General features: G+C 50.2%; 9 protein-coding genes. 2 read left to right on the top strand and 7 right to left on the bottom strand.

The genetic code is table 11. From position 1 onward, the window contains the following. Positions 1-113: 113 nt before the first annotated feature. From H8L47_RS23960 to H8L47_RS23935, 6 genes are all read right to left on the bottom strand, one after another. Positions 114-935 carry a substrate-binding periplasmic protein gene (locus H8L47_RS23960; protein WP_186956173.1) on the bottom strand — a complete coding sequence of 274 codons (822 nt, stop codon included), beginning with the start codon at positions 933-935 and terminating at the stop codon, positions 114-116. Between the two features lie 179 nt (positions 936-1114). Then, positions 1115-1432 carry a single-stranded DNA-binding protein gene (locus H8L47_RS23955; RefSeq protein ID WP_186956171.1) on the bottom strand — a complete coding sequence of 106 codons (318 nt, stop codon included), beginning with the start codon at positions 1430-1432 and terminating at the stop codon, positions 1115-1117. Positions 1433-1668: 236 nt separating this feature from the next. Then, on the bottom strand, positions 1669-3174 hold the full coding sequence (locus H8L47_RS23950) for a PPC domain-containing protein (RefSeq protein WP_186956169.1): 1506 nt from the start codon (positions 3172-3174) through the stop codon (positions 1669-1671). A gap of 186 nt (positions 3175-3360) precedes the next feature. Then, on the bottom strand, positions 3361-7170 hold the full coding sequence (locus H8L47_RS23945) for an SbcC/MukB-like Walker B domain-containing protein (protein ID WP_186956167.1): 3810 nt from the start codon (positions 7168-7170) through the stop codon (positions 3361-3363). Further along, entirely contained in the window at positions 7167-8414 is a 1248-nt protein-coding gene (locus tag H8L47_RS23940; protein ID WP_186956164.1) for an exonuclease SbcCD subunit D C-terminal domain-containing protein, read from the bottom strand. Before H8L47_RS23940 ends, H8L47_RS23945 begins: the two co-directional genes overlap by 4 nt. A 101-nt stretch (positions 8415-8515) precedes the next feature. After that, entirely contained in the window at positions 8516-9646 is a 1131-nt protein-coding gene (locus H8L47_RS23935; protein WP_186956163.1) for a GNAT family N-acetyltransferase, read from the bottom strand. Between the two features lie 257 nt (positions 9647-9903). On the opposite strand from H8L47_RS23935, the gene H8L47_RS23930 reads away from it, so the two are divergent. Further along, entirely contained in the window at positions 9904-10911 is a 1008-nt protein-coding gene (locus H8L47_RS23930) for a M20/M25/M40 family metallo-hydrolase (protein WP_186956161.1), read from the top strand. Between the two features lie 72 nt (positions 10912-10983). Here the strand turns inward: H8L47_RS23930 and H8L47_RS23925 are convergent, their stop codons facing one another. Further along, positions 10984-11664 carry a Bax inhibitor-1/YccA family protein gene (locus H8L47_RS23925; RefSeq protein WP_186956159.1) on the bottom strand — a complete coding sequence of 227 codons (681 nt, stop codon included), beginning with the start codon at positions 11662-11664 and terminating at the stop codon, positions 10984-10986. On the opposite strand from H8L47_RS23925, the gene H8L47_RS23920 reads away from it, so the two are divergent. Next, positions 11663-11836, top strand: coding sequence for a hypothetical protein (locus H8L47_RS23920; RefSeq protein ID WP_186956157.1), 174 nt, complete (start codon positions 11663-11665; stop codon positions 11834-11836). The genes H8L47_RS23925 and H8L47_RS23920 overlap by 2 nt on opposite strands. The last annotated feature ends 77 nt before the right edge of the window (positions 11837-11913 follow it).

Here is an 11913-nt window from a genome sequence, read left to right as displayed (position 1 = left end):
ATGGGTAACATATTGGCACGGAAGACTAAACGCAAGCATGTGGAGCAGACCAGTCTAGCCGTCGAATCACAGGCTCAGAGACGTTGACCATGGATGAATGCACCCCTTGAAATTTAATGCCCACCCTCAACTCTGAACACTTCCAGTGGCGGTGTTTCACCCGGCAACCACTTTTGATGGATCTTCTGGAAACTGCCATCCTTCTTCATTTGTCGCAAGGCATTTTCCCAAAGGGTGATCGTGGTAGCCGGGGTTTTCAAGGAAAATGCCAGGTACAATTCCAGGCTGTCGAGCACCATGACTTCTTCTACCTCAGCCGCAGTGCGCCCACTTTCCTGCAATACGGAATTGACAGCCAGGCTGCCCTCAACCCACAAATCAAAACGATGGGCAAACAGCATCTTGGATGAGTTCAAGGGTGAATCAGCCTGGGCCAGATTGATGAAGCCTTTCTTTTTTGCAGCATCAGCAAAGATGCTGCCACGGTAGGCACCAACCGGCAATTTGTAGAGTTCACCCTCAAGTGCTTTCAGGCGTGCTGCTTCTCCCTTGCGGGTATAGACTGCAGTTTTGGAAATGGCGATAGGCCCCAGCATATTCATGAGCTTTTCACGTTCGGGTGAGCGACCTAAGCTGAACAGCATGACGTTTTCATCTTCCAGCACCGCCTTGTAGCCACGCGCCCATGGCACCAGTTGTATGTTTTCCTTGTTGCCCGTCATTGCCTGCAAAGCCTTGACTATATCGACTGCCATGCCATCAATACCAGTCTTGGTCTTGAAGTTCATTGGGGGCCAGTCTTCGGTATAAATGCTCAGTTTTTGTGCCTGTACCGTGGCACTCTGCAGGCATAAGAGGCAGACCAGCATCAGCACAAACACTTGCCGCATGAATATCTGCATGCGAGACAGAGATAAGCGGACTGAAGCTGGCATATTTCCCCTTGGTAGTAAGTCTGCGGGTGGACGTAAGTTGAATAGTACGCCCGTGCCAGAGGCAAGCAAATGCTCTCGTGGTTTTTTCCTGGGATAGGAAACGATGTTTTACGTTATTATTGTTTTTATTGTAATAAATTTAGCGTGATGCAGCGATCCCTTGAGATTTTTTCAGGGAACTATTGGATATGCTCCTGAGAACTCAAGTGTGCGGTTATTGCTGTATGCGCTATCAAATCCAGTGCAGGCCTGGACTTCCCCTGCTTGTCTGTCCACACCTTGGGCGTCAATGCGCCCGACAGCGACAGGCTGTCACCATCGCCCAGGGCTAGCAAAGTCTCGCGCACCTTGTCATTGAACGCGATGACATTGCAGATAATGAAGTCACCATCATCTGTGGCTGCCCTCACCTTGCAAGTGACATAGACAGAGCCATTTTGCCCTGCGCGTTCTTCGACCTGGCCGTAAATGCGTCCGGCTATGAGTGCGTCTATCATGGAGTTTTACTTTCGTGTGTAGGAGTTGATTGATTGCGGGAACATACACGCGTTTGACTTGTGATTCAATATTGCTTTTTGTTTTATGAGATTTGTATGCCCTGGCCATAGAAGAACATATCGAGAAGAGCATAGCAATTTGTATGGCGGGAGATATTGTTTCACTAGAGTCACTGGACCGTACTGAAAATGACGATCCAGTGCTGTTGTATTTTTATTGGCTAACGCCTGACATATTACCAATAGCGGACAGTCAGGTTGTTGGAGGTATATGCAGAGTATCCATGAATGGCAATATAGAAATCGCCAGCAGGAGGTGTACCAACAGTGAAAGCTTCGTTGTTACCATTCAAAGCAGGGCGAATTTCCCATTTGCTTAAAGTCGGATAGCCACCCCAGCGAAAATACACATCACCATCACCAATTTGTGATCCGGTCATGTTTACACTCAGATTCTTTGTACCAGCCGGAACTGTGATTTTGAAATATTTCCAGCTATCAGTTGCACCAGAAATGCCTTGGACGGTCTGGCCATTAATCAATATCTGCGTAGGTGGCAGGGTATCCATTTTAAAGGCGCGTATTTTTGCATCATACCCGGTGACTGCATTGTAGCTTTGCCAGCCAACTACAAAGTTGCCTGCCATATCCATTGCGACGTTTGCTGCTTCTCCCGAATCTCCATCCGGTGGACTGACATAAAACTCATTTCCAGCAGGTGTTCCATCGCTTCGGAATTGCCGCGCTTTGATAGCTGCCTTGCCAGGTGGTGCTCCAAATGCACTATCGGTATTCCAGGTTGCAACGAAACTGCCGTCATCCATCATTGCTACCGAGAGTGACGGTTCACGTGGCAAGTCTGTCGCGTTAAGTCGTATTGGGTCATTCACAGGGTGGCCCAATACATTATATCTTTGCACGTAGGCATTCCAGATGTTGGTATTGGGCTGATTGTCACACCAGCCGATGACAAAGTTTCCTGAAGAGTTCATTGCGATTGATCCACCCGTTTGTGTGCCGGCTGTATTCGAGTGTACAGTTGCAGGTGTGTTGGTCGGTGTGCCGGAAGCATCAAACCGGCGCATCCATACATCTGGTACGGACAAGAGAATATTCATCCAGGTGACTGTCATGTTGCCAGCATCGTCAAAAGCCACGCCGCCACCACCCAGCAGGGCACCATTGGTTGTTTGTGCGATGGGAATAGCATAACCAATCTGTGTACCAGTGGCAGTGTAACGTTTCATGAACAGTGTGTAGCCCAAGGGTGAGGGCTCGGAATATACAGCGACGAAACTTCCATTGGGTGCGATACTAACTCCACCAGCAGCATTTGGATTGGTACTGTAACGTATAGGAGCGCTAATCAGATTGCCGTTGCGATCATACAGATTAATCAAATACCCGGGCTGAGCGGAAAATTGTGATCGGGATACGACTATAAAATTTCCGGAGCGAGCTGTTGCGATGGCAGTGGCTTGTTCAAAGGGGAGCAGCATCTTGTTGGGAGAAAGTACGCCCGCCGTATCGATGCGTTGCAGATAGTAAGTGTTTTGTGTCTCGTCACGCCAGGCTATCAGCTTTTCACCGGTAGGGCTTGAGACAACTCCTGGTGCCATTTGGTGGCCGGGCAAATAGGTATTGACTGTAATGACGTCGCTAACTGCCCCAGCTTGTACTGCCTGTGATAGTAATGCTGCGCCAGCAACGCAAAAAAGCGAAGCTAAACTTTTGAGTAACATGAGCGTCTTTCGTTGTTGTGAAGTGGAATGAGTCGTAGTCATACAAACTAAGGTTTGATGATTTGTTGCGCAGGATAAATTAATAAAACATTATCACATTAACACTAAAAGTGTTTTTTATGCAATCATTACTTTGTATTCCCTTTACTTGCACTAGTCATTCAAACCGCAACCCACTCAACCCACTCAAGCCACACCCACAGAGCTACTCCCCCCCGCTATTCGCTGCACAACCACTCTCGTCGCAATTCTCTCTGTCATTTCCTGCACATGCGAAATCACGCCGACCTTGCGGCCTTGCGCTTGCAGGCTGTCGAGGGCATCCATGGCGATACGCAGGGTGTCGGCATCCAGGCTGCCGAAGCCTTCGTCGATGAATAGCGATTCGACCTTGATACGGTTACTGGACAGCGATGCCAGGCCCAGCGCCAGGGCCAGCGATACCAGGAAGGATTCACCGCCAGACAGTGAATGCACAGAGCGCTGTTCATCGCCCATGTCCTGATCGATGACCATCAGTGCCAGGGTGTCTGCCACGCGCTGCAGGCGGTAGCGACGTGAGAGCTGGTGCAGGTGTTGATTGGCATAAGCCAGCAAGACATCCAGCGTGATTTGCTGGGCATAGTTGCGGAATTTTTTGCCGTCGGCTGCACCTATCAATTCATTCATCTGGGCCCACAGGCGAGTTTGTGCCTCCTGTCCTTGCATGCTGGCGATGAGGTCTTTAGCTTGTTGGTGGCGTGCCTCGTCCTGTGCAAAAACAAGCTGGTGGTGGCTGTATTCTTGCTGGATTTGTTGACGTTGTTCGTTCAAGTTTCGGAGCAGGGATTGCAGATGTGCAGTCTCATTTGTTTCCGTCCTTGCATTTTCTGGTTCTTGCCCGGTTTCTTCGTGCACCGCTTCTGCTGGCGCAAAGCTCAACACTGACGGAAGTTGTTGCAGATGCTGCTGTCTTTGCTGGCTGCGTTCACGCAGTATGGTTGCCGCTTGCTCGACTGCATTGTGAATGGCTTGCATGGCCAGGCGTTCTGCATTGATCCAGGCATGTGTATGTGCCAGCAATTCTCGCAAGTGTGCTTCGTCCAGGTTTTCTACAACAGTTTGCTGCTGGCCTATCCATGCGTGCAGTTTTTCCTTGGCGATGCGCAGCTCCTGGTTTTGCTGAACAATACGCTTGTTGATTTGTTCTTGCGCTTCATGCAGGCGTGCCAGTTGCTGGCGTATTTCATCATGCGCTTGTAGTTGGGTTTGCAGTGTCGTTTTTGCTTGAGTGATGGCCAGTATGAATTGCGCTTCTACGTCACTGACGGCGCGGCCCTGGAATAATTCCTGACGTTTAGCTTGTTGCTGTTTTAATGCAGTATCTGCATCCAGATAACGTTTATTTTCGCTGGAAAATTGCTCTTCAAGCTGTTGCGATTGTGCTTGCAGTTTGTCAATTTCCAGCTGCAGCTTCGCCAGTTGTTCAGTACTTTGCTTGCAGGTGAGTTGATGGCTTTGCCATTGTTGTACATGGGCAGCACATTGACTCTGGAATTCCAGAGGGGAAGCATGCCAGTTGTCTTGCCAACTACTGCCATCGTCTGATTGCGCTGCGAATGCAGATGCTAACAGGGTCAAGGCTTCATCCAGCTTTTGACTGGCATCCTGTTCTTTTTCCGTCGCTTGTGTAAGTGCAGTGCTGAACTTTTCAACAGCATGGACTAGCGCTGTATGGCTGTCTTTATGCTCTTGCAGGGTGCGGCGTATTTTTTCTGCATCGGCGTATGCCTCATCCCTGGTCTTTGTTGCTTGCTGATAGGCTTGCTCGGCCTTGAGCAATTGTTGCAGTTGTTCTTGCAAGCCAGTTTGTTGGCTGCTTAACCAGGCGCTGGCTTGCTCAAGCTCGATTTTCGCATTCTGCAATTCAGCGGTGATGCTGTGCGCTTGCCATGCACTTGCTAAGTCTTGTTCCTGTTGCAGCAATACCGTCAGCTCTTGTTGCAATTGTTTTTGTTGTTGCTGAAATTGCTTTTGTTCAGTTGTGGCTATTGCCAGAAACTGGCGCTGGTCTTGTTCGACTTGTTGGCAATGTCTGAGTTCATTTTCCAACTGCACCAGCAAGGCATGCAATTGCAGGTTGCCGGTTTTGTAGGGATGTTCAGTTGCTCCGCAGACCGGGCAGGCTTGTTCGTCTTGCAAGGTGTCACGCAAGCTTTCTACGTTGGCATTGCAGGCAGCCTGGGTCAGTTGCAGGCCTTTCTGTGCCTGTTCTTTTGCGGCTATCAGGCTGGGCAATTGAATCTGAATTTTGGCAATGGTTTTATTTGTAGCTTGAATGCTCAATTGGCAGGCTTGCTGCTGAGTTTTCAGAGCTTGCTTGCGTTGTGCCTGCTCGTGCATTTGCCTGTGCAAGTCTGCAGCGCTGCTCAATAGTTCACGTCTCTGATCGAGTGTCTGTCTTTGCTTTTGCAAACCGGGCAAGTCAAATTTTGCCAGATTGTCTGCAGTTTCTTCACGTTTTTTTTCTGTAGCTATCCAGTTTTGTTCACTTGCTTGCAGTTGTTGTGCACGTTCTGCCAGTAGTTGTTCTTGCTTGTCTTTTTGTTTTTGTAGATCAAGCATGTTTTGTTGTTGGTAACTGGCATCTTTCTTGGCTGTTGCTGCCTGCTTCAGTAATAACTCCCATGCTGTCCAGTTGTCGGCCAGACCTTGCAAGCCTGCGTGCCGGGTTAGCCACAATTGCAGTTCTTGCTGCTTCTTTTGCAGTTGTGCCAGGTCACCCTGCTTGTTGTGAAGTTGTTGACGCGCAGTTGCCAGTACCTGTTCCGCCTGTGCCTGTGTTTGTTGTGCAGCCAGCCAGTTGCTGCGCAAGATGTTCAGGCTGCTGTCGAGTGCCTTGGCTGTATCCAGCGAAGGCGCTGCTTCTTGTAGAGCATGCTCGGCTTGTTGCAATGCTTGCTGTGCCTGCGTCAGCGCCAGATGTTTTTCTTGTGCGCTGAGCGTGCTTGCCTGTATGTTGCTGTGGGCTGTAGCGATTTCTGCCTGGCCCTGGCTGATTGCCTGTTGCAGGCGTTCGAGTTCTGTCAGCAATGGGCGGGCAGCTTGTATGCTTTCTACTTGTTGCAGATAGGCTGCTCTTGCTGTGCTCGCTATCTTCTCTTGCTCATGTATTTGCAATTGCTGCTGCGCTTGCTGTATACCCAGCAGCAACTTGCTATCATCTGCATGCCAGCGCAGGTGCGTTTGTAATTCTGTGAGTTGACTATCCAGTTGCTCCAACTTGGTTTTGCTTAGGCCCAAGTCAATATCAAGTCGGGTGCGTTCTTCTGTGCTCAGCGGTTTGTTATCCGCCAGACGCACATGAAAACGCTCCAGCGCTTCACGTTCCAGTTTGGCGCGCGCAAAGGCACGTTGCGAAATCTGGCCATAGATGTCGCTGCCTGTCAGGGTTTCCAGTAGTTCACCTCGGTCATTGTCATCGGCTTTTAAAAAACTGGAAAACTCGTTCTGTGCGAGCAAAACGGCGCGCGTGAATTGTTCAAACTTGAGGCCAAGACGCTTGATTATTTCTTCCTTGACCTCGGTTTTCTTTCCGCCTATAGGCTGTAGTTGCGGTAACTGGTGAAGTGACATTGCGGTCGGCTGCAAGATGCCTGTTGCTTTATTGCGTGAACGTCGCACACTCCAGCGTGAGCGATAGGCATTGCCATCTGTGCCCACGAAATCCACTTCAGCATAACCTTCGCCAGTGCCTCGTCGCAACAGGTTGCCGGTATCTTGTTGGGTCACTGCATCGGCACCGTCGGGTAATTTTGTGGTGCCTGCCTTGATCAGGCGGGGCGTGTTTTCATACAAGGCCATGCACAAGGCATCCAGCAGCGTGCTCTTACCTGCACCAGTGGGGCCGCTGATGGCAAACAGACCGGCAGATTGCAAAGGCTCCTGGGTGAAATCGACAGCAAATTCACCCGCCAGCGAAGCCAGGTTTTTACCGCGTATGGCGAGTATCTTCATTGCATGTCCTCACCGTGCAAGAGTTCGCCAAAGGCTTGCAGCATGTCGCCCGGTGCTTCCTGCTGGTATTTTCCTTGATACAGACGGCGGAAGATGTCTTCAGGTTGCAGGCGGTCCAGCGTATCCTGAATGGCCTCTTTATCGCTATTCTCATCCTGCCACTTGCCCGGGTAATGCGGATCTATCTTTAACAAGCGCAAGGGTTTGCCTGCGATGTAGCTTTCTATGCGCGCCCGCAGACCGGGCTCCGGCGCATCCAGTTTGACCCTGACTTCCAGATAGGGATCATATTGCGTCCCTTTGCTGTTTTCGATGATGCCAGCCAGATCGAGGCTGTCGAGCGCATCCAGTACGTCAGGCAAGGGAGCGGCCAGCTTGGGAATGCGCAAGAGCTGGACTGCACGAGGTACATAGAGAGGTATTACTTGAGAGAGCTTGTCACCATCAATATCCACACACAAAACCTGATGACGATAATCGACTTCAGCAAACGACAGGGACAGGGGGCTGCCGCAATAACGCAGATGTTCTTGCTTGCCCACTTTTTGCGCCAGATGCAAATGCCCCAGTGCCGCATAAGTGATGTGACTGTCGAACATGCTGGCAGACAAGGCTTCAGTGCCGCCGATAACGATGCGGCGCTCAGAGTCTTCGGATATTTCGCCACCGACCATGTGACAATGTCCCATGGCGATGATGGCCTGGCCGGGCTGGCGCAAGCCCAGGGCATGGTCGCTCACCTCTTTGTACAAGCGGGCTATGCCTGCCATGTAAGGGTCACTGGCATTCTCGACCCGGGGCACATCTCCGGGGCGCAGGAAAGGCACGGCCAGGCACCAGGCCACAATCCCGGAATTCTGCCTTATTGGTACTACCATCGCTGACACATCGATACTGCCATCGGCCAGACGCGGCACCATGCCGACGACGCAGATATCCATGCCGTCGAGCAGAGGGCCGGGCGCTTCCAGTCTGGCGGGTGAATCGTGGTTGCCCGCGATGATGATGATATTCAGATCAGGCAGGTGCATCTTGGCCTGTCGCAAAAAACGGTAAAACTGTTTTTGCGATGCGGCTGAGGGATTGGCATTGTCGAAGATGTCACCCGCGATAAGCAATGCATCGGCTTGTTGCTCTTGCAGAGTGATGCACAGCCAGTCAAGAAAATGCTGATGTTCCAGCCCGCGTTCGGCGCTATGCAGGGTTTGGCCCAGGTGCCAGTCTGAAGTATGGATGAAGCGCAAGTGTAGTCCTTTGCCTATGCTTGTGAAGGTGTTAAGCAGGGCAAGTGTAACCGTTTTTACATGGGTATGAAACTTCAGGCAGGGGCGAAGTCGTGAACCGTTTAGTCTGACTTTTTCTCAGACCATTTTCTGCGTAATTTGCGCATCTTCAAAATGCTATTGCCAAGGTTCTTGCGCCAGGCATTGTTTTTCACGCACTGGTATTCCACATAGTGGGTGACGCTCGGCCCCCAGCGGGTTTTGGAAACATCTTCGCCTACTGAGAGATTGATGCGCTTGAACTCTTGCGTGTAAGACCACTGTATGATCTCGGCCAGCAAGGTAGTCATGACACTGTAGCGGGCAAATTGCAAGTCATAGCCAGAATAGTACAAATACAGTTCTTCACCCATGTCAAAGCCCAGGCGCATGGCGACTACACGGCCATTCAGTTCCAGGCAAAACAAGTGCATGCGGTTGGCAAAATCGCTGTCCAGCAGGGCAGCCATGAAGGCGCGGTGCTGGGGGGGAGCAAAATAATCTGGGTGTTCTACCGTATTGGTGGCACCAGCGCGGGCTGCATGCAGGGCATAAAAATCATTCAGCCTTGGTTTGATAGCCTCAGCCCCTTGCCAGACTTGCAGGCCCAATTGCAGATTGTCGCGTGCCAGCGAGTTATAGCAGCGACGCAAGGATTCCTTGATATTACGCTTGAGCCTGCTTTTAAAACAGGGCCAGCTATCATCCAGATGCAGGATGAAGTTGGGGATTTCTCTGGCTTGCAGTGGATGAACTGCTGCATTGCTGGCTAAAAATTGTTCAGCATGCAGTTTGGTATGGATGACCTGAAACTCGGTCACGCCAAAGGTTTCTTGTCTGGATAAATCTTCCCATTGCTGCAGTATGGTCTCATCATAGGCAGGCAAGGCTAGTGGCGCACGGATCTCTGTCAGGTTGGGATCGGCACCAAAAGGCCGCACATAGCGATAGATGAACAGGCTATGCAATCCTACATGGGTATTCGTCAGCGGCATGACGGCGACCAACTGCCCATTATCATGCAAGGTGCAGATGGCCAATTCATCCTTGTGATACCAGGATGAATCAGAAAATACTTTCCACCAAGCGTGGTTCCAGTCATAGGTTTGGAAGGGCAATAACTGTGGCACTTGTGTTTCCAGCAGACGCCACGAAGCCGCCAGGGCTTCAAACCCTGCATCTGTATTAACAACAAGTTTTATTAAATTCGACATTGACGGATAAATCTGGTGATACGTAAGCGCAGGCTAAAAATTAGTGCAGACGAGAATGTTAAATACCGTGTCGCAGAAACTCAGGTTGGGGTTTATGCCATGTAATGCCAGTAATTGCAAGCTTGCTTGAAACTGTGTGATGATTTTGTTGATATTGGTACATGCACCCAAGAGCTTAATGGTATTTTCAGTAAATAGAACTTACATCCGCAATTATTGGTCTGAAGTTTATCTTTTATTAAATGGCTGGAAGATTTATGTTTGAACTTGGCAAAACTGAACTTGGCAAAACTATACGCAACTTATTTCCTGTCACCGTACTTGGCCTGATGCCTTTCTTTGTGCAAGCGGCTGAACCGGTGCAGGCCATGCTGGATATCAGAAAACTGGCCAGTGAAGAAATGGCAGGCAGGGCAACTGATAGCAAGGGTAGTGCCCTGGCACGCGATTATATTGTCAGCCGCTTGCAGCAAATTGGTTTGACACCGTGTAAGGATGACTTTGTCCATGAATTTGAATTTCAGCCGCGCCAGGGGGGAACGCGTAAAGGCAAAAATATCCTGGCTTGCCGCAATGGCAGCATGAGCGCGCATGCTACAGCCCCAATGATGGCAATTACTGCCCATTATGATCACTTGGGTGAACGTGGCGGCAAGATTTATTATGGTGCTGATGACAATGCTTCAGGAGTGGCGGCGGTATTGGCCATCGCTGAAGCCATGCAAAAGGTCCCGCCACAGCATGATGTCATGTATATCTTGTTTGATGCAGAGGAGTTGGGCCTGAGCGGGTCGCGGGCATTTGCCGCCAAGCCTGTCGTTGATCTGGGGCGCATAGGCATCAATATGAATTTCGACATGATAGCCAGAGGCGACAAAGGGGAGCTCTATGCCAGTGGCGCCTTCCATACGCCTGTATTAAAGGATTTGCTGCTCGGCCTGGATGGCAATCAGGGCGTGAAACTCAAGTTTGGCCATGACAGGCCAGAACAGGGGCAAGATGACTGGACCAAACAATCGGATCACTCACCCTTTTTCCTGGCGGGTGTCCCACATATCTATTTTGGGGTGGAGGATCACGCCGATTACCACCAACCCGGCGACACGGTAGATAAAATTAATCCGAAGTTTTATCTGGGTGCGGTGGATTTATTGATCAAGGCCAGCTATGTACTGGACCAGGCCATGTTGACAACAGACTTCAGGATAAAGGGTAAAAGCGGACAAGCTGCAGTATCGAAAAACGGCAGTAAGGCAAGCAGATAAGGCGGGGGGAGGAGAATTCCAGCCTGCGGTGAAGCAGGCTGGAATTGATGCGGGTACTAGTAGTTGATATGCTTAGTCACGCAATTTCATGACGATACGCAATACATACCAGAACATCAGGGCAACAGAAGCAAATAATTGCAATGATGCGCCGACATAACGGTCCTCAGGATAATGATGGATGATGCTGGAGGCATCATACAAGATGGATGCGCCAGCAAAGGCCACCATGGCTACGCAAAAGAACAAGCCAAGCTGGAAACCAAAAATCATGCCGCAAGCGATCAGTACCAAAGCAACCAGGCCACACCATTTCAATACACTGCCAAGGAAAGAAAAGTCTTTCTTCGATACATAGGCAATACCCACCAGGCCCACTGTCGCCAATACAGTGACCAGGCCAGCCGTGGCAATCGCGCCAGGTGCTACCTCGTTGGCAATGTACAGGATGGGGATGAAGATAATGGCTTCTGCCACAATGTAGGCACCCAAAGCGGCGTATTGCAGCGGCAGGCTTTCTACCGTATGCGCAGCGCGCGATGCCAGCCAGCCTATCAGCATGAATGCGCCAAGGATGAGGAACCATGGCAAGTGGCGCATGGCTTGTGCCAGGACCTCAGCGATACCGGTTTTGAATAAAACAACTTCAATGGCAGTGAACGCCAGAATTGCGCCACCGAGATGATTAAAGGTCTTGCTGATAAAACGCTCACGCGCTGGACCGTAACCTTGATGGGTGCTTGCCAGTTCCATGGATGTTCCTGTCGTGGGTGTGCCACATGCGCTTGAAGCAGCTATGCAGCTTGGATTAATGAATAAACCTGCAAGAATTGCAAGTCAGCCAGGAGTGTATAAGAAGCAGCCCACACGTGAACATGGCTGTTTCAAAGTGTTTCAAATTATTGCTTATATAATAAGTATTTGATTTCCTGTGATTTTCTTCAGGAAAAATGAACAATATGGATTCTTTTAGAAGAGCCAATCAAATACTTCGATATTTTG

This window comes from Undibacterium umbellatum (genome assembly GCF_014284125.1).
Taxonomy (GTDB): domain Bacteria; phylum Pseudomonadota; class Gammaproteobacteria; order Burkholderiales; family Burkholderiaceae_D; genus Undibacterium; species Undibacterium umbellatum.
The sequence above is the reverse complement of the archived record's forward strand: the minus strand, read 5'-3'. Positions and strand labels throughout refer to the sequence as shown.

Coding starts and splice junctions, on each gene's coding strand:
- H8L47_RS23960 (WP_186956173.1), bottom strand. CDS start 935: ATGCCAGCTTCAGTCCGCTTATCTCTGTCTCGCATGCAGATATTCATG.
- H8L47_RS23955 (WP_186956171.1), bottom strand. CDS start 1,432: ATGATAGACGCACTCATAGCCGGACGCATTTACGGCCAGGTCGAAGAA.
- H8L47_RS23950 (WP_186956169.1), bottom strand. CDS start 3,174: ATGTTACTCAAAAGTTTAGCTTCGCTTTTTTGCGTTGCTGGCGCAGCA.
- H8L47_RS23945 (WP_186956167.1), bottom strand. CDS start 7,170: ATGAAGATACTCGCCATACGCGGTAAAAACCTGGCTTCGCTGGCGGGT.
- H8L47_RS23935 (WP_186956163.1), bottom strand. CDS start 9,646: ATGTCGAATTTAATAAAACTTGTTGTTAATACAGATGCAGGGTTTGAA.
- H8L47_RS23930 (WP_186956161.1), top strand. CDS start 9,904: ATGTTTGAACTTGGCAAAACTGAACTTGGCAAAACTATACGCAACTTA.
- H8L47_RS23920 (WP_186956157.1), top strand. CDS start 11,663: ATGGATGTTCCTGTCGTGGGTGTGCCACATGCGCTTGAAGCAGCTATG.
- H8L47_RS23925 (WP_186956159.1), bottom strand. CDS start 11,664: ATGGAACTGGCAAGCACCCATCAAGGTTACGGTCCAGCGCGTGAGCGT.